The organism is Methylocapsa sp. S129 (genome assembly GCF_009765995.1).
Classification (GTDB): domain Bacteria; phylum Pseudomonadota; class Alphaproteobacteria; order Rhizobiales; family Beijerinckiaceae; genus Roseiarcus.
This window is the reverse complement of record NZ_LMUI01000011.1, coordinates 747,356-769,149: the sequence shown is the minus strand read 5'-3', so window position 1 is coordinate 769,149 and position 21,794 is coordinate 747,356. Positions and strand designations below refer to the sequence as shown.

The 21,794-nt window shown below is 64.0% G+C and carries 23 protein-coding genes and 1 other RNA gene; 14 read left to right on the top strand and 10 right to left on the bottom strand.

The window, feature by feature from the left end; genetic code table 11:
• Window positions 1–53 precede the first annotated feature (53 nt).
• The 5 genes from recR to GSQ90_RS06075 form a co-directional block, all read right to left on the bottom strand.
• Window positions 54–659 carry a recombination mediator RecR gene (gene recR / locus GSQ90_RS06095; protein ID WP_158813877.1) on the bottom strand — a complete coding sequence of 202 codons (606 nt, stop codon included), beginning with the start codon at window positions 657–659 and terminating at the stop codon, window positions 54–56.
• A 9-nt stretch (window positions 660–668) separates the two neighbouring features.
• On the bottom strand, window positions 669–989 hold the full coding sequence (locus GSQ90_RS06090) for a YbaB/EbfC family nucleoid-associated protein (protein ID WP_158813876.1): 321 nt from the start codon (window positions 987–989) through the stop codon (window positions 669–671).
• 17 nt (window positions 990–1,006) lie between these two features.
• The gene (locus tag GSQ90_RS06085; protein WP_158813875.1) at window positions 1,007–2,830 is read right to left on the bottom strand and encodes a DNA polymerase III subunit gamma/tau; all 1,824 of its coding nucleotides are present in this window, start codon (window positions 2,828–2,830) and stop codon (window positions 1,007–1,009) included.
• Between the two features lie 59 nt (window positions 2,831–2,889).
• Window positions 2,890–2,988, bottom strand: an RNA gene (ffs, locus tag GSQ90_RS06080) — signal recognition particle sRNA small type.
• A 441-nt stretch (window positions 2,989–3,429) separates the two neighbouring features.
• A complete protein-coding gene (locus tag GSQ90_RS06075) occupies window positions 3,430–7,524 on the bottom strand; it encodes a GAF domain-containing protein (RefSeq protein WP_158813874.1) in 4,095 nt (1,364 codons plus the stop codon).
• Between the two features lie 382 nt (window positions 7,525–7,906).
• Here GSQ90_RS06075 and GSQ90_RS06070 point away from each other — a divergent pair, with 382 nt between their 5' ends.
• The 7 genes from GSQ90_RS06070 to GSQ90_RS06040 all read left to right on the top strand — a co-directional run bounded on the left by GSQ90_RS06070 (window position 7,907) and on the right by GSQ90_RS06040 (window position 14,814).
• Entirely contained in the window at window positions 7,907–8,104 is a 198-nt protein-coding gene (locus GSQ90_RS06070) for a lipoprotein (RefSeq protein WP_158813873.1), read from the top strand.
• Window positions 8,105–8,164: 60 nt separating this feature from the next.
• A complete protein-coding gene (gene lysA, locus GSQ90_RS06065) occupies window positions 8,165–9,433 on the top strand; it encodes a diaminopimelate decarboxylase (RefSeq protein WP_158813872.1) in 1,269 nt (422 codons plus the stop codon).
• A 45-nt stretch (window positions 9,434–9,478) separates the two neighbouring features.
• Window positions 9,479–12,034 (top strand): TIGR02302 family protein, encoded by a 2,556-nt coding sequence (locus GSQ90_RS06060; protein WP_246731427.1) that lies wholly within the window; start codon window positions 9,479–9,481, stop codon window positions 12,032–12,034.
• A gap of 81 nt (window positions 12,035–12,115) precedes the next feature.
• Window positions 12,116–12,307, top strand: a complete 192-nt coding sequence (locus GSQ90_RS06055; protein ID WP_158813871.1) for a twin transmembrane helix small protein — start codon at window positions 12,116–12,118, stop codon at window positions 12,305–12,307.
• Window positions 12,308–12,378: 71 nt separating this feature from the next.
• Window positions 12,379–12,999: a cob(I)yrinic acid a,c-diamide adenosyltransferase gene (locus GSQ90_RS06050; protein ID WP_158813870.1), complete on the top strand. Its 621-nt coding sequence runs from the start codon at window positions 12,379–12,381 to the stop codon at window positions 12,997–12,999.
• A gap of 7 nt (window positions 13,000–13,006) precedes the next feature.
• Window positions 13,007–13,705 (top strand): fumarylacetoacetate hydrolase family protein, encoded by a 699-nt coding sequence (locus GSQ90_RS06045; RefSeq protein ID WP_158813869.1) that lies wholly within the window; start codon window positions 13,007–13,009, stop codon window positions 13,703–13,705.
• On the top strand, window positions 13,702–14,814 hold the full coding sequence (locus tag GSQ90_RS06040; RefSeq protein ID WP_158813868.1) for an anhydro-N-acetylmuramic acid kinase: 1,113 nt from the start codon (window positions 13,702–13,704) through the stop codon (window positions 14,812–14,814). The genes GSQ90_RS06045 and GSQ90_RS06040 overlap by 4 nt, the downstream gene beginning before the upstream one ends.
• Before the next feature lie 71 nt (window positions 14,815–14,885).
• Here GSQ90_RS06040 and GSQ90_RS06035 read toward each other — a convergent pair whose 3' ends face one another.
• Entirely contained in the window at window positions 14,886–15,227 is a 342-nt protein-coding gene (locus GSQ90_RS06035; RefSeq protein ID WP_158813867.1) for a hypothetical protein, read from the bottom strand.
• 425 nt (window positions 15,228–15,652) lie between these two features.
• On the opposite strand from GSQ90_RS06035, the gene GSQ90_RS06030 reads away from it, so the two are divergent.
• Window positions 15,653–16,114 carry a YaiI/YqxD family protein gene (locus GSQ90_RS06030; protein ID WP_158813866.1) on the top strand — a complete coding sequence of 154 codons (462 nt, stop codon included), beginning with the start codon at window positions 15,653–15,655 and terminating at the stop codon, window positions 16,112–16,114.
• A 36-nt stretch (window positions 16,115–16,150) separates the two neighbouring features.
• On the opposite strand, the gene GSQ90_RS06025 is transcribed toward GSQ90_RS06030, so the two are convergent.
• From GSQ90_RS06025 to upp, 3 genes are all read right to left on the bottom strand, one after another.
• Window positions 16,151–16,399: a hypothetical protein gene (locus GSQ90_RS06025; protein ID WP_158813865.1), complete on the bottom strand. Its 249-nt coding sequence runs from the start codon at window positions 16,397–16,399 to the stop codon at window positions 16,151–16,153.
• Window positions 16,400–16,582: 183 nt separating this feature from the next.
• Entirely contained in the window at window positions 16,583–17,269 is a 687-nt protein-coding gene (locus GSQ90_RS06020; RefSeq protein ID WP_158813864.1) for a glutathione S-transferase family protein, read from the bottom strand.
• A 158-nt stretch (window positions 17,270–17,427) separates the two neighbouring features.
• Window positions 17,428–18,057 (bottom strand): uracil phosphoribosyltransferase, encoded by a 630-nt coding sequence (gene upp / locus GSQ90_RS06015; protein WP_158813863.1) that lies wholly within the window; start codon window positions 18,055–18,057, stop codon window positions 17,428–17,430.
• A gap of 154 nt (window positions 18,058–18,211) precedes the next feature.
• Here upp and pgsA point away from each other — a divergent pair, with 154 nt between their 5' ends.
• From pgsA to GSQ90_RS05990, 5 genes are all read left to right on the top strand, one after another.
• The gene (gene pgsA / locus GSQ90_RS06010; protein ID WP_158813862.1) at window positions 18,212–18,805 is read left to right on the top strand and encodes a CDP-diacylglycerol--glycerol-3-phosphate 3-phosphatidyltransferase; all 594 of its coding nucleotides are present in this window, start codon (window positions 18,212–18,214) and stop codon (window positions 18,803–18,805) included.
• Window positions 18,806–18,811: 6 nt separating this feature from the next.
• Entirely contained in the window at window positions 18,812–19,063 is a 252-nt protein-coding gene (moaD, locus tag GSQ90_RS06005) for a molybdopterin converting factor subunit 1 (RefSeq protein WP_158813861.1), read from the top strand.
• Window positions 19,064–19,192: 129 nt separating this feature from the next.
• The gene (locus GSQ90_RS06000) at window positions 19,193–19,603 is read left to right on the top strand and encodes a RusA family crossover junction endodeoxyribonuclease (RefSeq protein WP_158813860.1); all 411 of its coding nucleotides are present in this window, start codon (window positions 19,193–19,195) and stop codon (window positions 19,601–19,603) included.
• Window positions 19,604–19,605: 2 nt separating this feature from the next.
• Window positions 19,606–20,250, top strand: coding sequence for a hypothetical protein (locus tag GSQ90_RS05995; RefSeq protein ID WP_158813859.1), 645 nt, complete (start codon window positions 19,606–19,608; stop codon window positions 20,248–20,250).
• Window positions 20,251–20,382: 132 nt separating this feature from the next.
• Window positions 20,383–20,844 (top strand): molybdenum cofactor biosynthesis protein MoaE, encoded by a 462-nt coding sequence (locus GSQ90_RS05990; RefSeq protein WP_158813858.1) that lies wholly within the window; start codon window positions 20,383–20,385, stop codon window positions 20,842–20,844.
• A 19-nt stretch (window positions 20,845–20,863) separates the two neighbouring features.
• On the opposite strand, the gene GSQ90_RS05985 is transcribed toward GSQ90_RS05990, so the two are convergent.
• Window positions 20,864–21,115, bottom strand: coding sequence for a GlsB/YeaQ/YmgE family stress response membrane protein (locus GSQ90_RS05985; RefSeq protein WP_158813857.1), 252 nt, complete (start codon window positions 21,113–21,115; stop codon window positions 20,864–20,866).
• 201 nt (window positions 21,116–21,316) lie between these two features.
• On the opposite strand from GSQ90_RS05985, the gene GSQ90_RS05980 reads away from it, so the two are divergent.
• Window positions 21,317–21,766, top strand: a complete 450-nt coding sequence (locus GSQ90_RS05980) for a YidB family protein (protein ID WP_158813856.1) — start codon at window positions 21,317–21,319, stop codon at window positions 21,764–21,766.
• Window positions 21,767–21,794 lie beyond the last annotated feature (28 nt).

Here is a 21,794-nt window from a genome sequence, read left to right as displayed (position 1 = left end):
GTGGGCGGGTTTGGCCGTCGCACAAGCATGGCGGCGCCTTGTAGCGCCCGCCCTCAAAACGTCGTGCGTTGCCGGATCGCCGCCGCCAGCGTGCCTTCGTCGAGATAATCGAGTTCGCCGCCGACCGGCACGCCATGGGCGAGGCGGGTGACTTTGACGGGATAGGCGCTGAGAAGATCGGTGATGTAATGGGCGGTGGTCTGGCCGTCGACCGTGGCGTTGACCGCCAGAATGACTTCCCTGATCGCGCCCTCGCCGACGCGCGCGAGCAGGCCGGGAAAATTAAGATCATCGGGGCCGATGCCGTCGAGCGGCGACAATGTGCCGCCGAGCACATGATAGGGCGCGCGCAGCACCCCTGCCCGCTCCAGCGCCCAGAGATCGGAAACGGATTCGACGACGACGAGCAAGGTCGGATCGCGCCGCACGTCTTGGCAGACCGTGCAGGGATCGCGCGTATCGACATTGCCACAGATATGGCAGGTGACGACCCGCTCGCGCGCGACCTGCATCGCCTCGGCGAGCGGCGCCAGCAATTGTTCGCGTTTGCGGATGAGATGGAGCGCGGCGCGGCGCGCCGAGCGCGGCCCGAGGCCGGGCAGGCGCGCCAGCAACTGGATCAGCCGCTCGATTTCCGGTCCTGCGACGCTCTCGGCCATATCAGGCGATCAGAACGGCAATTTCATGCCCGGCGGCAGCGGCAAGCCGGCGGTGACGGCCTGCATCTTCTCTTCCGTCAGGCGATCGGCCTTGGCCCTGGCGTCGGCATGGGCGGCGAGGATGAGGTCTTCGACCATTTCCCGATCCTCGGGCTTCAGCAGCGAGGGATCGAGCGCGATCGCCTTCATCTGGCCCTTGGCGTTGAGCGTGATCTTGACCATGCCGCCGCCCGATTGCCCCTCGACCTCCAGACGCTCCAGCTCTTCCTGCACGTCCTTCATTTTGGCCTGAACGGCCTGGGCCTTTTTCATCAATCCCATAATGTCCATCGCCGGCTCCTGAAGGTTTAAACGTCGTCCTCGACGATGACAGCGTCGGCATAGGCGACTTCGTCATCGCCTGTCGCGGCCGGCTCGGGCGCCGGCGCCGCATCGGGGCTGCGCACTTCGACGATCTGGGCGCCGGGAAAGCGCGTCATGATCTTGCGCACCACAGGATTGGCGGCGACGCCGCTGAGACGCTCGGCCTCTTTGGCGGAAGCGTTTTCGCGCAAGGTCGGCGCCGTCGAGCCCGCGACCAGCGTCACCATCCAGCGCTCGCCGGTCCATTCCTGCAGCCGGCGCGATAGGGTCTGCGCGATCTGCGGCGAAGCGCCGGCGATCAACGAGAATTCGATCCTTCCCGCTTCGAAACGCACCGGGCGCACGTCGTTCTCAAGCGCCGCCTGCAATTGAATGTCGCGCTTGCTGCGGGCGAGCGCGACGACATCCTCAAAGCGCGCCAGCCTGACGCTTGGCGCGGCGGCGGCCGGCGCAGCGATCGGCGGCGCGATCGGCGCCGGAGCGGTCTGGGCGATCGCGCGCAACGCCGAGACGCCAGAGGCCCGCGTGGACGGCGGCCCTTGCGGCGCCGGTCTTGGCCCTGCCTCCGGCGTCTCCGCCAGTTTGCGTAAGGCGTCTTCGGGCGAGGGCAGATCGGCCGCATAGCCCAGACGAATGAGCGCCATTTCGGCCGAAGCCAGCGGGCGCGGCGAATCCTTCACGTCCTGCACGCCCTTCAGCAGGATCTGCCAGGCGCGGGTCAACGGCCCGAGGCCCAGTTTTTGCGCGAATTCGGCGCCGCGCCGGCGCTCGTCCTCGCCGATGGTCGGATCGTCGATCCCGTTGGGCGCGAGTTTCAGCCGCGTCACGAAATGGCTGAATTCGGCCAGCTCGATCAGCACCTGCGCCGGATCGGCGCCGGCCTGGTAGAGACGCTCCATCAGCGCGAGGCTGGCGGCAGGATCGCCCTTCATCGCGAGTTCGAACAGATCGATGATATGGCCGCGATCCGACAGGCCGAGCATGGCGCGGATGCCGGCGACCTGCACGCCGCCTTCCGCGCCATGCGCGATCGCCTGATCGAGCAGCGACAGCGCGTCGCGCACCGAACCCTCAGCGACGCGCGCGATCAGCGGCAGCGCATCGGCCTCGAAGGCGACGCCCTCGGCCTGACAAATGCCGGTGAGATGGCGCGTCATCAAGCCCGCCTCGATGCGCTTCAGGTCGAAGCGCAAACAGCGCGAGCGAACGGTGATCGGCACTTTCTCGATCTCGGTCGTCGCGAACAGGAATTTGACATGTTCGGGCGGTTCTTCGAGCGTCTTCAACAGGCCGTTGAACGCCTGCTTGGAAAGCATATGCACTTCGTCGATGATATAAACCTTGGTGCGTGCGGAAACCGGTCGATAGCGCGCGTTTTCGATGATCTCCCGGACATCGTCGATGCCGGTATGCGACGCCGCGTCCATTTCGATGACGTCGACGTGACGCGATTCGATAATCGCCTGGCAATGCACGCCAAGCTCGGGCATTTCGACGCTCGGCTTGTCGATCTTGCCGGGCAGGCTGTAGTTGAAGGCGCGCGCGAGAATGCGCGCCGTCGTCGTCTTGCCGATGCCGCGCACGCCCGTCAGGATATAGGCCTGATGGATGCGTCCGCTGGCGAAAGAATTGGCGAGCGTGCGGACCATCGGCTCCTGGCCGATCAGATCCTCAAAGCGGGTGGGGCGATATTTGCGCGCAAGCACGCGATAAGGCGCGGTCTTCGGCGGGCTTTCCGGAAAGGCGAACCCCAACGAGGGCTCCGGCGCAGGCGAGTCCTTCCTTTCCGGCGCGGGAATGTCGTTCATTGGGCGATGGCTCGGGACTTCAGGGCCTTGCAGCGCATGCAAGACGGGAGGTTGGACCAAAGTAGGAGGCTGGACAAAGACCCGCCCTGGCTCGTTAGGGCTGCTTCCTTCCGGACCTGACCCGGTTGGCGAGCGGTACGTCCCTCGCCAACCTCCCGGCCCCTATTTGGACCATGAGCGGCCGTCGCGCAAGCGGTGGGCGACAAGCCGTTGGGAAATGCAGCGATTCTCAATTTGGCAGCCCTTACGTCATAATCGGGCTTGTGCCGCGGCTCTGAGGTTTTGGGCGCATCAGGGGGGCCACGCCGCCGAACCGCCGTCAAGCGGCTGCGCCGCTCCTTCACTTCGTTACGGTCCCTTCGGGATGACTGCGGCTCGTCGGCGCGGCAAATTGCTGACCATGTCGTTTTGGTGCGCAGGAGCGGCCTACCGGCCGCTTCGCTCACCAAAACGACATGGTGGCCAAACGCCATCGGCGCGCGCAGCGGTCAAGTCGCGCGAAGCGCCCGCGTAGCGGTTGACTTGACCGCAAGCACGACGATGGCATCGGCGCCGCCCGAGCCCCTTCGACGCCATCCGCGTTCCCTCAGCCGCGCCCCCTAAAGCCGCTTCCTTTGCGGCGCCAGCGCCAGGTTGCCGCCTTCCCGGCGCCGACGCGCCGGGCCGCCGATCGCCGCGCGCGGTTGCAGAGGCGGGGCCAGCAGCCGATTGGCGTCGAGCAGCTCGGCGATGCCCTCGGCGGGAACCGGCCGGCTGAACAGATAGCCTTGCATTTCGTCGCAACCGTGCTCGCGCAGGAACGCCGCCTGCTCGACGGTCTCCACCCCTTCGGCGATGACGGTCATGCCAAGCGCCTTGCCCATGCTGATGATCGCCTGCGCGATCGCCCGGTCCTCGGAATCCTGCGGCAGGTCCTGGACGAAAGAGCGGTCGATCTTGAGCGTGTCGACCGGAAATTTCTTCATCAGCGCCATCGAGGAATAACCGGTGCCAAAATCGTCGATGGCGAGGCGGACGCCGCGCGCGCGAATAATGTCGAGCAGTTCGATCGCGCGTCCGACATTATGCATGACCATGCTCTCGGTGATTTCGAGCTGGAGAAATTGCGGCGGCATTCCGCTCGCCGCGAGCGCATCGTCAATATCCTGCAACAGATTCTCGTCCGAGAATTGGCGCGGCGAAAGATTGACCGCCATCGACAAAGGCGCCAGCCCCTGCCGCCGCCAGGCCATGTTTTGCGCACAGGCCTTGTTCAACACCCAGCGCCCGATCGGCACGATCAATCCAGTTTCTTCGGCGAGCGGAATGAATTGCATCGGCGGCAATGTGCCAAGATCCGGCAGGGTCCAGCGCAGCAGCGCCTCCACGCCGGTGATCTGATCGGTCGCGACATCCACTTTGGGTTGGTAATGCAGCGAGAATTCGTCGCGATCGAGCGCCTGACGCAATCGCGCCTCGAACACCAGGCGCTCGACCGACGGCATCGTGTCCTGGCTGGTGAAGAAGCGAAAGCCGTTCTTGCCCTCCTCCTTGGCGCGATACATCGCCAGATCGGCGTTTTTCGTCAGCGTCAGCTCGTCCTCGCCGTCATGCGGGAACATGGCGATGCCGATGCTGGCGGTTGCGCGGCATTCGAGTCCGCAAAGCTGGAGCGGCTGAGCGACGACGGACAGGAGTTTGCGCGCGGCCGCCTCAACCTGCTGAGCCTGCGAGGCCTGCTCCAGAATGATGACAAATTCGTCGCCGCCCAGACGCGCGACGACATCGCCGGCGCGCAAGGATTGACGCAGCCTGGCGCCGATCTCGATCAGCAGCGTGTCGCCCGCGTCATGCCCCAGGGAATCATTGATGACCTTGAATCGGTCGATGTCGATGAACAGCACGGCGAACTTTCTGGCGTAGCGCCGCGCCGCCTCGATCGAGAAATGCAGGAGCTGGTTGAACATCGCGCGATTGGGAAGATCGGTCAGGCCGTCATGCGTCGCCAGATATTTGATCCGCTCGTCGGCTTGCGCCTTTTCGTCGGCGCGATTGAAATTGTCGAGCGCGAACGAAACATTGTTGGCCAGCCGCAACAACAGTTCGACCAGTTCGGGCGTAAACGCGTTGCGTTCGCTCGACATGAAGACGAGAACGCCGACGGCGCGGCCGCCGCTGAGCAACGGCAGAGCCGCGCCCGACTTGTTGCCTTCGCGGCGCGCCCGCTCGTGAAAGGCGCTGCCCCGCTGGTCGGCCAGATAATCGTTGATGATGCAAGGCTGCAAGGTCCGAAACGCAGTGCCGCTCACCCCGCATCCCTCAGGATGCGCCTCCGTGATCGCAATTCTCACGGTCTTTTGCATATCGCCCTTTGGACCCGCCGATGCGACGACGCGCAAGAAGTCGTTTGCCGGCTCCGTCAGCGCGATGATGGTCGAGGCGAATCGGCCGCCATGCACCGCCGCCTCGCAGACGAGCTGGAACAGTTCGGCGCGCGTCCCGGCGCGCATGATGGCTTCGTTCGTCGCGCTCAGGGCCGCGAACATCCGGGTGAGGCGCTCTCTTTGATCGTCCGCCAGGCGACGGTCGTCGGCGCGATCGAAATTCTCAAGGGCGAACGAGACGTTCTCCGCCAGCTTCTGCAGGAGCTCAACCAGTTCGGGCGTAAACGCGCCTTGCTCGCTGGAGAAGAAGAGCAGAATGCCGACCGCGGCGCCGCGGGCGAGCAGCGGCAACGCCGCGCAGGATTTGGCGCCGCCGGTGCGCGCCCTGTCGCGACGCGCGGCGCTTCGTTTGTCCGCGGCGTAATCATTGCTGATGCAGGGCTGGCGCGTGCGAAACGCGGTTCCGCTCAGGCCCCGTCCCTCGGGATAGGCTTCCGTGACGGCCAATTTCAAGGTTCGCGACAAGGCCGCGGTCGGCCCCGCCGCCGCGACGATGCGCAGGAAATCGACGCCGGGATCGGCGAGGGCGATCACGGTGGAGGTGAACTTGCCGCCCTGCGCCGCGGCCTTGGAGACGCGCTGGAACAATTCATCGCGCGTGCGTGCGCGCATGATCGCTTCGTTCGTCGCACTGAGAGCGGCGAACATCCGGGCGAACCGTTCTTTTTGCTCTTCCGCCAGGCTCCGGCTGTCCGCGCGATCGAAATTCTCAAGGGCGAACGAAATATTCTGCGCCAGCCTCTTCAGCAATGCGACGAGCTCGGGGGTAAAGGCGTCGCGTTCGCTGGACATGAAAAGCAGGACGCCTACGGCGTTGCCCTGGTTAAGCAGCGGCAGCGCGGCGCCTGATTTTGTGCCCTCGTTGCGCACCGTCTCCTTCAGAACGCTTTCCTCGATTTCGGCGAGGTAATCATTGCTGATGCAGGGGCGGCCGGCGCGAAACGCCTGCCCCGTCAAGCCGCGCCCTTCGGGATGCGCCGCGGTGATCGCCAGTCTCGCGCTTTTCGATGTCGCGGCGGTCGGCCCCGCCGAGGCGGCGATGCGAAGAAAATCGCTGCCGGGTTCAGCCAGACCGATGAGGGTCGCCGTGAACTTGCCGCCCTTGGCCGCGGCTTCGCACACCAGTTCGAACAGTTCGGCGCGCGTCTGGGCGCGCATGATCGCCTCATTGGTCGCGCTGAGCGCCGCGAACATGCGCGTGACATTGTCTTTCTGGTCCTGACGCTCGAACATCTCCAGGCCGAACGAAATATTTTCGGAGATCTGCGTCGTCAGTTGTATCCGCTCGTCGTCCCACGGACCGGAATCCTCCCCGAAGTAGAACGAACAAACGCCGACGATTCGCCCGCCCTTCATCAGCGGCAACACCGCGCCGGTCGTCACCTTTTCGGCGAGCAGAAGAGAGCGCCAGCGCGCCGTCCGGGGATCGTTTGGAACGTCGTCGATGAAACAAGGCTCGCCTGTCCGAAAGACGCCTCCCGCAACGCCCTGCCCTTCAGGAAGACCGGGATCGGCCGATATCGTCACCTTTTCGTAGATATGGCTGACCGCGCCCGAATAGGCGACCCGCGTGAACCACGGCGAATTGGGATTGTAGAGCGTGATCGACGCGCCCAGCAGCTTCCCCGGGCCTGTCGCGGCGTCGCAAACGATCTGAAACATCTCGTCGGCGCTGCGCGCCCGAAGAATGGCCTTGTTCGTCGCGTTCAATAAGCGAAATCGCCGGTCCAGATGATGGTTGGCTTCCGCAACGCGGCCGCGTTCCCTCTCGCGGTCGAAATTGTCGAGTGCGGAAGAGACCGCCTCCGCGATATGCCCCATGAGATCGGCCGTCTGCTCGCTCGGGGCGTTCAACAGGTTGGCGCGGAAGGCGAAAACGCCGATCGGCGAACCGCGCCGCAGGATCGGGACCAACGCGCTGACGCCATCGCGCCTGCCCTCTTCCAGCCAGGCTTGCACCCTTTTATCGGCCGAATAGGCCTCACCGACGTTCGGGAGGCCGGCGCGCGGCGCCTCGCCAACCGGATTCACGCCATCGGCCGACAGGTTCAGGGCGCGCAATGCGTCCACCCCGTCGCCCGCGCCGGCGACGAATCGCAGTTTTGCGCCGGGATCGGCGAGCAAAACGCTCACGCATGCGATATCGCCGCCAAGGACCGCGGCGTCGCAAACGCTTTGAAACAGTTCTTCTCGCGATGTTGCGCGCAAGACAGCTTCGCTGGCGGCCTTCAGAATCGCAAACATCCGCCCCGCGCCACCATGCTCTGTCATTGCTTCGCCCTAGTCCCTTCTTGGGGAAGAATGCCCAGCAGACCTGAAGGGGAAGTTACGAATCGCGATAAATGCGAACTGGATCGCCGCCCTGAAACACGCGTGACGCCCTGTGCCGCGATGATGTTGATCTCGTTTGCGGGAAGAAATCGGCTCTTTCTCGGGACGGCGCCGCCATCCGCCGCTTATATTCACTCGCGCCGCATGTATGATTGGTTGAATTGACGGTTAAGACTCTAACGATGGCCGCCGCGCGCTCCCTTGACCCCTCGCCTCGGGGGCGCGTTTGGGTATATTGACGTCACGCCACCGGAGCCGCTTCGTGACATCTCGCGCAAAATCCTGCACAGGCAATATTTCCTTGAGGAACGTTCCCTCGAGAATGAGCTTGGGCGCCCTCGCGCTCATTGCGCTTATCGCTTTTGGCGCGAGCGGCTGCGGACGGCGCGGCGCGCTGGAGCCGCCGCCCGACCCGAACGCCGTGGCCAAACCCGACGACCCCAACCATCCGCAAGTTCACCATAAACCGCCGAAGATCGAGCCGCCCAAAGTTCCCTTTGTGCTTGACCCTCTGCTGTGAGTTGACCGATGCATTCCTCGCGACGGGCGCGGCGGATCATGGATCGGGATCGAAGGCAATATGCATCATTTTACCTATCGTGACGGCGCGATGCGCGCCGAAGATGTCGCGCTGAGCGCGATCGCGAGCGCGGTCGGCACGCCGTTCTATTGCTATTCCAGCGCGACGATCGAGCGTCATTACCGGGTATTTTCCGAGGCGTTCGCCGATGTCCCCGCGCTCGTTTGTTATGCGATGAAGGCCAATTCCAATCAGGGCGTGCTCGCGACTTTGGCGCGGGCCGGCGCCGGAATGGACGTCGTCTCGGAGGGCGAATTGCGGCGCGCGCGCGCGGTGGGGGTGCCGGCGAAAAAGATCATATTCTCCGGGGTGGGCAAGACGCGGGCGGAGATGGCGCTCGGCCTCGACGAGGACATTCTGTGCTTCAACGTCGAATCGGAGCCCGAACTCGAAGTCCTCTCGCAGGTCGCCGTCGCGCGTGGGCGGACCGCGCGCATCGCCATCCGCGTCAATCCGGACGTCGATGCGCGCACCCACGCCAAGATTTCCACCGGAAAATCGGAGAATAAATTCGGCATTGCGATCTCGCGCGCCCGAGAAGTCTACGCCCGCGCCAAAAGCCTGCCCGGCGTCATCGTCACCGGCGTCGACATGCATATTGGTTCGCAGATCGTCGATCTCGCGCCTTTCGACGACGCTTTCGCGCTGCTGGCCGATTTCGTCGGCGTCCTGCGCGGCGACGGCCATGCCATCGACCATGTCGATCTCGGCGGCGGCCTTGGCATTCCCTATCGCTGCGACAACGACCCGCCACCCCATCCCGAGGCTTACGCCGAGATCGTCAAGCGTCGGACGAAAGCGCTCGGCTGCACATTGTTCCTGGAGCCTGGGCGGCTGATCGTCGGCAATGCCGGCGTTCTCGTAACCTCCGTGCTCTACATCAAGGAAGCGCCCGACAAGACATTCGTCATTGTCGACGCGGCGATGAACGATCTGATCCGCCCGACGCTCTACGACGCGCATCACGAAATTCTCCCTATTGTCGAGGCGCCGCCCTCGGCGCGGCGCCGGAAGGTCGATGTGGTCGGACCGGTCTGCGAAAGCGGCGATTATCTCGCGCAAAACCGCGACATTGCCGAGACCGCCGCCGGCGATCTCCTCGCCGTTATGTCGGCCGGCGCCTATGGCGCGGTGCAGGCGGGCAGCTACAATTCGCGCCTGCTGATCCCAGAGGTTTTGGTCAAAGGCGCCGATTATGCGATCGTGCGGCCACGCCCCTCTTACGAGGACTTGATCGGCCTGGACAAAATTCCGCCTTGGTTGGCGTGAGGCTGGGGCTTTGGGCGGTCGCGTCGCGCCGCCATGGAGAAAGTATTGAACGAAGGCGCTGAAACGCCGACCCCACAGCCTCACCCGGACGCGGACGAACGCGCGCGGGCCCGCATCGCCCTCGATCGCATGGCCCGGCGCGCCAGCCTCGCGCTGCTGTGGGAGCGGATCTGGCCGCCGCTCGCCTGGGCGTTGACGACCGGCGCGCTTTTTCTCGCGGCGTCCTGGTTTGGTCTTTGGCTCGATCTGCCGGCCGGCGCCCGCATCGTCGGCCTCATTCTGTTCGCGGCGGCTCTTCTGGCCGCCCTCTATCCGCTGGCGCTTCTGCGCTCGCCGCGCCGCGCCCAGACGCTGGCGCGCATCGATCGCGACAGCGCCGCGCCGCATCAGCCGGCATCGTCGAGCCTCGATCGGCTCGCCGATCGCGGCGCCGGCGAAGCGACGCGCGCTTTGTGGGAATTGCATCAGCGCCGTCTCGCCTCAAAGATCGCCGCGATCGAAGTCGCGCCGCCGGCGCCGCGCATGGTGGAGCGGGACTTCGCCGCTTTGCGCTTTGGCGCCGCGCTGCTGGCGGTCTGCGCGGCCTTCGTCGCGGGCTCCGAGCGCTATGCGCGCGTCGCCGCCGCTTTTGACTGGCGGAGCGAGGCGGCGGTCGCGCAGGGGTTCCGCCTCGACGCCTGGATCGATCCGCCCGCCTATACAGGCAAGCCGCCGATCCTGCTCGATGCGCTCGGCAAGGACGCGCCGACCCAGAAAATAACGACGCCGGCCGGCTCGATCCTCGTGCTGCGCGCGGGCGAGTCGATCGCCGCGCGGGTCGAGGGGGCTTTGACGCCGGCGACGCCAGCCAAGCCGGCCGGCGATGCGGCCGCCGCGCAGAAGGCGCCGCTCGATCCGGCCGCCGGCGAGCGCCGCTGGACGATCAAGGGCGATGGCAAGCTGCTGATCAATCGCGACGGCGCGCCGCTTTCGACGTTCGAAATTACCGCAATCGCCAATGAGAAGCCGACGATCGCCTTGACGGCGCGGCCCCAAACCAATGTGCGGGGGTCGCTGACCCTCGCCTACAAGCTTGCCGACCAATATGGCGTGGCGAACGCTGAGGCCAATTTCGTCAGGCCGCTGATTGACGGCAAAGCCCCGCAGGGCCGCTCGCTCGTCGACCCGCCGAAAATGGCGCTGCAATTGCCCGGCGGCGCCAATGGAATCGGCGAGGCGCAGACGACCAGCGACCTTTCCGAACATCCCTGGGCCGGCGCGCATGTGACGATGACGCTGAGCGCCCATAATATCGCCGGCGAAGACGGCGCCAGCGAGCCGATCGCGCTGACCTTGCCGCAGCGGCGCTTCGACAATCCGCTGGCGCGCGCGCTGGTCGAGCAAAGGCGCGACCTTGTGCTGGACCCCGACGTCAATCGCCCGCGCGTGGCGACCGCGCTCGACGCGCTGCTGATCGCCCCTGAAATCTTCGAAACGCCGCCGAGCGTCTATCTCGGCCTGAAGGGCGCGCAGAGCCGTCTCGCCGAGGCCAGATCCGATCAGGATCTCATCGGCGTCGCCGATTTCCTGTGGGCGATGGCGCTGCAGATCGAGGACGGCGACGCCTCGCAGGCGGAGCGCGATTTACGCGCCGCCGAACAGAAGCTGCGCGAGGCGCTCGATCGCGGCGCGAGCGACGAGGAAATTCGCGAACTGATGAAGGAATTGCGCGCGGCCGCCGAAAAATTCACGCGCGAACTCGCGCAGCGCCCGAACGACCAGCGCGATCTCGAAAACATGACCACGCAGGACCTCAACAGCCTGCTCGATCGCATGGAGGACACCGCGCGCACCGGCGACAAGGCGCAGGCGCAGGCGATGCTCGATCAATTGCAAAATCTTTTTGAAAACATGAAGAGCGCCAGAAGCGGCGCGAGCCCGGCGGAAAAGGAGATGCGCCGGGAAATGGGCGAACTCGACAAATTGATGCGCGATCAGCAAGCCCTGCGCGACGAGACGTTTCGCCGCGACCAGCGCGAGCGCAAGCGCCGCGCCGCGCCGGGCGACCAGCCGCAAGGCGAGGACGGCCAGCCGCCGGACAATCCCGACGCCGCGCAAGGCGATCAGGATAGCGATGCGACGCCGCTCGACGAGCGCCAGAAAGCCTTGCGCGATCGCCTTGGCCAACTCCAGGAGGGTATGAAGGGCCTGGGACTGAAGGGCGAGAAGGGCTTCGATGACGCCCAGGGCGCGATGGGCGAGGCCGAGGGCGATCTCAAGCCCGGCGGCAAGGGCAAGAGCGACGCGGTCGGCGAACAGGGGCGCGCGCTCGAAGCCTTGCGCCAAGGCGCGCAAGGCCTGCAAAAGCAGATGCAAGGCCAGGGCGGCGAAGGGGAAGGCGTCGAAGCCGTCGACAAGCCGGGCGGCCAGAACGGGCGCGATCCTCTCGGCCGCGATCGCAACGGCCTCAAAGGCGGCGCGACCGACGGGCGCCTCACCGGCGCGGTGGGCGCCGCCGAGCGCGCCTATCGCGTGCTGGAAGAATTGCGCCGCCGTCTCGCCGACCCCAACCGCCCGGGCGAAGAGCGCGACTATCTCGAACGATTGCTGAAGCGCGATTGAACGAGGGGTTTCCCGGTCTTACGGATTCGCGCGCGGCGAGCTATAGAGACAGTAAATTCCTCGCGATGAGAGTCAGGCTCCATGTCAGCCCTGTCCAATTTCGGCGTCGCCATAGCGGTCGGCGCCGTGGCGCTTGTTCTGGTGCTCGGGCTTGTCAATATGCTGCGCCAGGGATCGGCCAACAAATCGCAAATATTGATGCGCTGGCGCGTCGGCCTGCAATTTCTCGCGATTGTCATCATCGTGATCGTTCTGTGGGCGCGCGGACATTAGGCGGACATTAGAGTGACATTTTCGGCGCCGCCCAAAGCGGCGACGCCGATCGCGGATCGCCGAGGGGAAACTTGGTCAAGCTCAACAAAATATACACGCGCACCGGCGACGACGGGACGACGGGCTTGGGCAACGGCGAGCGTCGTCCGAAGTTCGATCGGCGCGTCGCGGCCTATGGCGACGTCGATGAGACCAATAGCGCGATCGGCCTGGCCCGCCTCGCCACCGCCGCCTCGACCCATGCCGATCTCGCGCTGATCGACGTCATGCTGAAGCGCATCCAGAACGACCTGTTCGATCTTGGCGCCGATCTCTGCGTGCCCGAGCCTAAGAAAATCCAGAGCAAGAAGAACGCCCGGCCGCCGCCGCGAATCGTCGCGAGCCAGGTCAAGCAACTGGAGGCCGCGATCGACCAGCTCAACGCCGATCTTTCGCCGCTGCGCTCGTTCGTGCTGCCCGGCGGAACGCCCGCGGCTGCCGCCCTGCATCAGGCGCGCACGATCTGCCGCCGGGCGGAGCGGCAGATCGTCGAGCTCGCCGCCATCGAGGGCGAGACGGTCGGCGCTCCGGCGATCGCCTATGTCAATCGCTTGTCGGATTTCCTGTTCGTCGCGGCGCGCTTTGCCAACGATCGCGGAAAAGGCGACATATTATGGGTTCCCGGCGCGAATCAGAACGAAAAACAGGAGTAACCGAACGATGACCAAATTTCTGTTTGACCCCGCGCCGCAGGCCGCCGTCGCCATCGCCGGACTCGATGTCCTCTTTCCCGTCGCGCGCATTTTCTGCGTCGGCCGCAATTACGAGGACCACGCGAAGGAAATGGGCCTGGCGGTCGATCGCGAAAAGCCGTTCTACTTCTCTAAGAGCACGACCACGCTGAGGCCGTCCGGCGCGAACATCCCCTATCCGCCCGGCACGAATAATTATCATTTCGAAATGGAGCTTGTCCTCGCAATCGGCGCGCCCGCCTTCAAGATCGCCGCCGCCGACGCTTTAAGCGCGGTCTTCGGCTATGCCTGCGGGCTCGACATGACGCGGCGCGATTTGCAATTGTCGGAGCGAGCCAAGCAGCGGCCATGGACGCTGGGCAAGGATGTCGAGGCCAGCGCCCCCGTCTCCGCGATCGCGCGCGCCTCCGTCATCGGGCATCCCGCCAAAGGCGCCATCGTGTTGCGCCAGAACCAGCAGACGCGCCAATCCTCCGATATCGACCAGATGGTCTGGTCGGTCCCCGAAATCATCGCGCATCTCTCGGGCTTCTATCATCTGGGACCCGGCGATCTCATCTTTACCGGCACGCCGGCGGGCGTCGGTCCGGTCGCCCCCGGCGATCTGCTCGAGGGCTCGATCGCAGGGGTGGGAGAATTGTCGGTCACGATCGGAGAAGCCCAATGAAAGCGGCGCCATCGCCAGTCCTGACCGCCATCGGCGTCATCAGCGGCACATCGATGGACGGCATCGACGTCGCCCTCATCCGCAGCGACGGCGAGACGCGCGTCGAGCCTGGCCCCGGCGCGACCTTTCCCTATCCCGACGCGGTAAAGCGCGTGCTGCATGACGTCATTGGCAACCCCGGCGCGGCGCAAGGCCCGCTCGACGATCTCCAGGGCGCGGTGACGGATTCCCATGTCGCGGCGGTGTTCGCCTTCATGAAGAAATTCAACATCGCCCGCGAAAGCGTCGCGCTGGTCGGCCTGCATGGGCAGACGATCTTGCATCGCCCGCGCCAAGGCTTCACGCGCCAGCTTTGCGACGGCGCGCGCGCCAGCCGCGCGCTCGGACTCGATGTCGTCAATGATTTTCGCGCCGCCGATGTCGCGGCCGGCGGCGAAGGCGCGCCGTTCGTTCCTCTGTATCACGCGGCGATCTGCGCCGGACTCGAGCGCCCTCTGATGGTTCTCAATTGGGGCGGCGTCGGCAATGTCACCTGGCTCGGCGCGGATGGCGAGATCGTCGCTTTCGACACCGGCCCCGCCAACGCCCTGATCGACGATTTCGTTGCGCGGCGGCGCGGCCTCTCCCACGACGAAGGCGGCGCGCTCGCCGCGGCGGGACGCGTCGACGCCGGCGTGCTCGCCAGACTGATGAGCGATCCTTATTTCGATCTCGCGCCGCCCAAATCGCTCGACCGCAATCATTTTCACGCGCTGGCGCGCGAAGTGGAAAAGCTCGGCGATGAAGACGGCGCCGCGACCCTGGCCGCTTTCACGATCGAGGCGACGGCGGCGGCCCTGAATCATGTCAACGGCCTGCCCTCGCGCTGGCTCGTCTGCGGCGGCGGCCGCCGCAACCTGACCATGATGCGCGCGCTCGGCGACCGCCTCGGCGCGCGGGTCGAGCCGATCGAAGCGATTGGCTATGACGGCGACGTGATCGAGGCGCAATGCTTCGCCTATCTTGCGCTGCGCTCGCGCCGAGGCCTGCCGCTTTCCTTGCCGACGACGACCGGCGCGCCTCGGCCGATGCAGGGCGGTGTATTCTGGCCCGCGCCCAAGGCCGCGTGACCAGGCGCCAAAGAAAAGGCCCCGCCGAAGCGGGGCCTTTCCTCGTCGAACTGAGAGCGCGCCGCGCTTAATCAGCACACATTCACGAGGCGGCGACCCATGTAATTGCCATAGGCGTCATAGACCGGGCGATAAGCCTGGCAATCGCCGTAGCCGTTGTCGTAGCCGTAAGCTCCCTGGGTGGCGATGGCCGCGCCGGCCAGACCCAGCACGCCAAGGCCGACCGCCGCCGGACCCCAACCGCCGCCATGCCAATGGCCGCCGCCGCCGCGCCACGCGCCGCCATGCGCGCCGCCGCCGTGAGAGAAATGGTGAACCTGCGCGGAGGCGGGCGTCGTCACGCCAATCGCCGAAACGCCGATCGCAAGCGCCGTCAGCGAACCGACGACCGTTCTTTTCAATGAAGTGCGCATTTTGCATCTCCAGTTTTCAAGCGGCAAGCCGGAATGGCGTCGCTTATTTTCCGAAACGTCAAGCTTATTGCCTGATGTCATGTCGATGAATATCGAAGTGGAACAAGGATTCTTCAAGCCGGAATCATGGCAGCGTGGCGATTTTCGATAAAACTCCTGCGATCCCAGCGTAAATGAGCGACCATTCTGAATATTCGTTCATTTTCGGTCGCCAAAATAGAGGCCGGAACCTCATGCCGTCGTGATTTCCATGCAAGGGACTTTGCCGGGGCAGGATTACTATTTAACGAATTCCCCAGAGCCTTTTTCTAGATTATCGCCAGCCGCATCTCGCTCAGCGTCAGAGTAGAAATAAAAGGCCTCCATCTGTTAAATTGTCGCTTTGTGTGCTGCGCGTCAAGTGGCGACGATGGATTCGGGAAAACATGCCAATCGAGATCTTTATCGACGCCGACGCCTGCCCCGTGAAGGACGAAATCTACCGCGTCGCCGATCGCTATCGATTGAAGGTCTTTGTCGTCGCCAATGGTTCCATCAGGGTTCCTCGCACGCCGTCGATCGAGCAGATCGTCGTTGGCGCCGGTTCCGACGCCGCCGATGACTGGATCGCCGAACGGGCGCGCGAGGGCAGCATTGTTGTGACTTCCGATATTCCCTTGGCGAGTCGTTGCATCAAGACCGGCGCTGAGGTGCTGACGTCGACGGGCCGGCGTTTCACGGAAGCCTCGATCGGCATGGCGCTCGCGACCAGAAATCTGATGGACCATCTGCGCTCGACCGGCGATGTGACCAGCGGTCCCAAGGCTTTCACGCCGCGCGACCGGTCCAATTTCCTCGGCGCGCTCGACAATGCCGTGGTTCGGCTCCAGCGGGCGGGATTTGGCTGATCGGTGTGGCCCCGGCAGGAGGCCGATGACGCCAGTCTATCCGATCAACGCGTCCAGGCTCGGCGTCTCGCCAAAAATCCTCAGGATCTTTGCATCCTCGAACTCCCCGACGCCGGGATCGCCGCTGCGCGAAAACGCCACAGCGCCCGCCGAAGTCGCCGCCATCCGCGCCGCTTCCCGCAGCGCGGCGGCCGACGTCTGACACTCCCGGGCCTCTCCAGCCGCCAGATCGCCGTCTTCGCCGCGGTTGAAGGGCAAGGCCACATAATAGGTCGCCGACATCACATCGCCTCCATGTTCCCGTTATGTTCTAGACCGTCTCGCACGCGGCGTCGAGAGGTCTAAAGCGCGGGGCGAAAAAGTGGGGGCCGGTTTTTCGCAAATCGCGCGCGTTTTCAAGGAATCTACGATCGCGAGGGGATCGGACAGACCCCCTCGCCTTCGACAGGCAGGCCTAACTGGCCGCCCTTAACTGGCCAGACTGGCGTTCTGCGGAAACATATGCTTGCGGGCGTCGTCGTCCATTTCGGCCTTGAAGCTGTGCTTGTCCTTCAAAGCTTCGGCGCGCTGGGCCGCAGGGCGGGCGTTGATTTCGTCAAGCAGCCTTTTCAGGTTTGGAAACTTAGCCCAGGCTTCGCCGCCAAGGACGAACGGCACGGCGCGCGACCAACCCCAAACGGCCATATCGACGACCGTATAGGCATCGCCAAGCATGTAACGATGTTTGGCAAGCTGGGCGTCGAGAATGCCATAGTGGCGATTGGCCTCGAAAGTATAGCGATTGACCGCATAATCGAGCCCCTTGGGCGCGTGATGCTTGAAATGCACCGCCTGACCGGAATAGGGGCCGACGCCGCTCGCCACGAACATCATCCAGGACAGAAACTGGCCGCGCGCGGCCGGCGTCTGGGCCGGCAGAAATTTGCCGGTCTTCTCCGCGAGATAGATGAGGATGGCGTTACTGTCGAAGACGGTGGCGTCGCCATCGACGATCGCCGGCGTCTTGCCGTTCGGATTGATCGCCAGAAAAGCGGGCTGGTGCTGCTCGCCCTTGCGCGTGTCAACCGGCACGACTTCATAGGGCAGGCCCGATTCCTCGAGAAACAGGGCCACTTTGGCGGGATTGGGCGAGGGATGAAAATAGAATTTGATCATCGAAGGACTCCCTTTGCGGGCGCGCCGCTGAGCGCGATCGGCGCCTGCAGTTCCTTAGCGCAAATCGTGCGACATTCGCATCACAATCGCGCGGCCCGGGCTTTGCCCGGCGCCTGGCGCCTATCCCGAAGCACAGGGGCTTTCTGAAGCGCAAACGCCTATTTCGTGCCGAACATCCGGTCGCCCGCATCGCCAAGGCCAGGCACGATATAGCCGTGATCGTTGAGGCGTTCGTCGATCGACGCCGTCCATATGCCGACGTCGGGATGCGCCTTGTTGAGGCGCTCGACGCCCTCGGGCGCGGCGAGCAGGCAGACAAAGCGAATATCCCTGACGCCGCGGCCCTTGAGCCGGTCGATCGCCGCGATCGCCGAATTGGCGGTCGCCAGCATCGGATCCATGACGATCACCAGCCGCTCGGCGACATCGGCGGGCGCCTTGAAATAATATTCGACCGCCTCCAGCGTTTCGGGATTGCGGTAAAGGCCGATATGCGCGACGCGGGCCGAGGGCACTAGTTCAAGCATGCCGTCGAGAAAACCGACGCCGGCGCGCAGGATCGGCGCGAACACCAGCTTCTTGCCGGCGATCATCGGCGCCTTGGTCGTCTCCAGCGGCGTCTCGACATCGACCATCTCCAGGGGCAGATCGCGCGTTACTTCATAGCAAAGCAACATGCCGATTTCGTTTAATAGCTGCCGGAAACCCTTGGTCGAGCGGCGCTTGTCGCGCATCAGCGTGAGTTTGTGCTGGACCAGGGGATGGTCGACGACATGGGCGCTGGACATCGCGGGCCTCGACAAAGGGGGAAAACGTCAGCGACCTTAGACGAAGTCCAGCCCAAGCCGTTGCGCAACATCCAATTCATCCCCAGCTTTCCAACGGACCCGTGATGGCGCTGCCTATTGACTGGGCGTGATTGACACTATCTTTTGGAGGCTCATGGCGAATGCTTCGACACAGATTTCTCGTCGGCACTTGAACCTTCCGAACATGCTGACCTATGGTCGGCTCGCGGCGGTGCCGCTTGTCGTCGCGTTTCTCTTTTGGCCGGCCGAATTCTGGGCGCGCTGGACCGCGCTGGCGATCTATTCGGCGGCGGCGATCACCGACTTTTTCGACGGCTATCTCGCGCGCGCCTGGTCGCAGCAATCCTCGCTCGGCCGCATGCTCGATCCCATCGCCGACAAGCTGCTTGTGGCCGCCACGTTGCTCGTCCTCGCCGCCGACAAGACGATCGTCGGCTGGTCGCTGTGGGCGGCGATCGTCATTCTTTGCCGCGAAATCCTGGTGTCGGGCCTACGTGAATATCTGGCCGAGCTTCGCGTGTCGGTGCCCGTCAGCACCGTCGCCAAATGGAAGACGACCGCGCAACTCGTTGCGCTCGGCTTTCTGATCGCCGGGCCGGCGGGCGAGGCTGTGTTGCCGGGGTCGGTCACGATCGGCATCATCTTGTTATGGATCGCCGCGAGCCTGACGCTCTACACCGGCTGGGACTATATGAAGGCGAGCTACGACCACGTCGGGGACGCATGAGCGCCGATGAAAGCCGTCTATTTCGCATGGGTGCGTGAGCGCATCGGCAAAGCCGAGGAGGAGATCGCGCCCCCCGCCGATGTCAGGACTATTGGCGAACTGATCGCCTGGCTGTCCCGCCGCGGTGAAGAATATGCCCATGCTTTCGAGAAAGCCTCGATCATCCGCGCGGCGATCGACCGCGCCCATGTCAAACATGACGCGGCGATCGCAGGTGCGCGCGAGATCGCGTTTTTCCCGCCGATGACGGGCGGGTAGTGGATAAAATTAGACAGAGAGGGTTGAGAATTGACTGGAAACTGTGCATGGCGACGGTAAGACTATCGGGCAGCCGACGACCGAAGCACACTGAGGAATAGACCGCACTCAGTTTTCTGAGCATTCGTTTTGGAAATCGAGTTTCCTCTCGAGTTTATCGTTTTAGGGACGCCGGTATCGCATCAGCGAGGCAACCGGCGGGCGAAGGCCGAATGGAAGCAGCTCGTGAAAGACGCGAGTCAGTCGGTTCTCCCCGACGCGCATTTCGCCACAGATCGTCCGCTGGCTGTGACGCTATTTTACTTCCCGAACGACAAAATGGACGGAGACGTCGACAATATTATCAAACTAACGCTGGACGCCTTGAGCCAGCATATTTATCTCGATGATGACCAAATTGAACGCATTGCCGTCCAAAAATTCGAACCGGATCGAGTTTTCACGTTTTCGGCGCCGAGCGAGACTCTAGTTACCTGTATGCTCGGGCAGAAGCCAGCTTTGTACATTCGAATTTCGGACGACTTGCACGAGGATCTATAGAAATGACGATGCAACGCGAAGCCGAAGCGGATCTTCTGAGGTTTGCCGCCGAGGAACTCCGAGAGAGTGGATACACAGTCGTGCTCGAACCGTCGCCTTCGAGTCTTCCTGCCATGCTCAAAGACCTTCGCCCGGACGGCATCGCAATTGGCAAGAAGCCATTTCTGTTCATTGAAGTGACCCGAGAGGGTGACCGGGACGCCGAACGCATCCACAAGCTTCAGCAGGCCATTCGCGGCGCCGAGGACTGGCGGTTGCACCTTATTCTCAACCGGGAAGTCCGTTACGCGGCGTTGGAGACTCCTCGACTGGAAGATATCAGGGCGACCCTCGGGCGCATCAGGCGAGTAGCAGACGAAGACATAGGAGCCAGCTTATTGATGTGTTGGGCGTGCCTGGAGGCGCTTTCAAGAGCGATCGAACCACGAAGCTTTGCTCGGCCCCAGGCGCCAGGACGTTTGGTCGAGAGGCTTGCATCGGCGGGCCATATCGTCGCGAGCGAGGCGCAATTCCTGAGAAGCATGATACAGAAACGGAACGAGTTAGTGCATGGACAACTTGCGACAATCGTCAATCCCGAACAAGTAGAGCAATTCATCGACTTGCTTGAGCACCTTCTCGCAGCACAGCGCCAAGGCGTCCATTAGCGGTCACTTTTCACGCTGTGCCGTCTCATAATATTTCTCAGGCAAGCCTAGCTGGATGGAGCAGGAATGGTTTGCCAGTGTCCACAGGAACGGACGAAATTGAACTCCGATTTTGTCCCATGATAGGCGCATATGGCGACGATACGGGTGCAGGCTGAGGATTTTGACGCCGCCGCCGAGGCCGAAGCGCTGACGCGCGGGCGCGCCGACATTGGCGCGATCGTCAGCTTCGTCGGACTCTGCCGCGACGAAGGCGGCAAGCTGTCCCGACTTGAGATCGAACATTATTCGGGAATGGCGGAGGAAGAACTTGCGCGCGTCGCGGCGGAAGCCGAGGCGCGCTGGCCGCTGCTCGGCGCGACCATCATTCACCGGTTCGGGAATATCGCTCCAGGGGAGCGCATCGTGCTCGTCGTCACGGCTTCGGCGCATCGCGGCGCGGCCTTCGAGGCGGCCGACTTCCTGATGGATTATCTCAAAACGCGCGCGCCATTCTGGAAGCGAGCCCACCGGTCCGATGGCTCGGTCGAAGATTGGGTCGAAGCGAAATCGACAGACCGCGCGGCGGCGGCGCGGTGGCGCGCCGCCGATTGATAGAAATATCGTCAGCCCATCAGGTGCGGGAAACGATCATCCGGTAGATCAACAGGACAATGATCGCGCCGACGACGGCGACGAGCAAACTCCACAGATTAAAGCCTGTTACGCCGCCAATGCCGGCAAGATTAAATAGCTCCCCGCCGACGACGGCGCCGACCACGCCAAGCACGATGTCGAGAAGCATGCCCGAGCCGGACTTATTGACGATTTTGCTGCCGATGAAGCCGGCGATCAGGCCGAGAATGATCCAGCTTATGATTCCCATGGTCGTTTCCCCAGAATCTCACGAACAATGACAATGCGCCCCGTCGCGCGCTCGCCCATCGATTGTTGGGAGATGGACGGACAAAAAGCAAGTCGATTATAGTGCCCGGCGGCCGCGGCGACGTTCGCGCGGCTGTTGCAACCGCGCGTTACGCTTGGAACGGACGACGCAAAATCCTTCCTGAATCCGATGGAGGCTCAAATGGGATTATTCGACGATGCGCTGAAAGGCGCGATTCCCGGCGGCGATCTCGCGGCTCCGATCGCCGTGGCGGCGGGCGCTCTGTTGCTCGGCAAACTCTTCAGCGGAAGCAGCGCCGCGCCGGCCGCGCCTGTGCCGCAACCCGGGGCTGCGCCGGCGGGCGGCGGCCTGTTTGGCGGTTTGAGCGACCTCGTGCAGAAATTCCAGACGGCCGGCCACGGCGACGCCGTCAATTCCTGGGTTGGCCCTGGCGCGAATGCGCCGATCCAGCCCGCGCAGGTCGGCTCCGCCCTTGGTCAGCAGACCATCAGCGATCTCGCCCGCCAGTCCGGACTGACCGAGCAGCAGCTTCTTGCTCAGCTCGCACAGGCTCTGCCCGGGCTGATCGACAAGCTGTCGCCGAACGGCCGCCTGCCGACGCAAACCGAACTCGCCGCGCAAGGACACTGAAAGCGCGCCCGGCGCGGGCTCGCCCCGC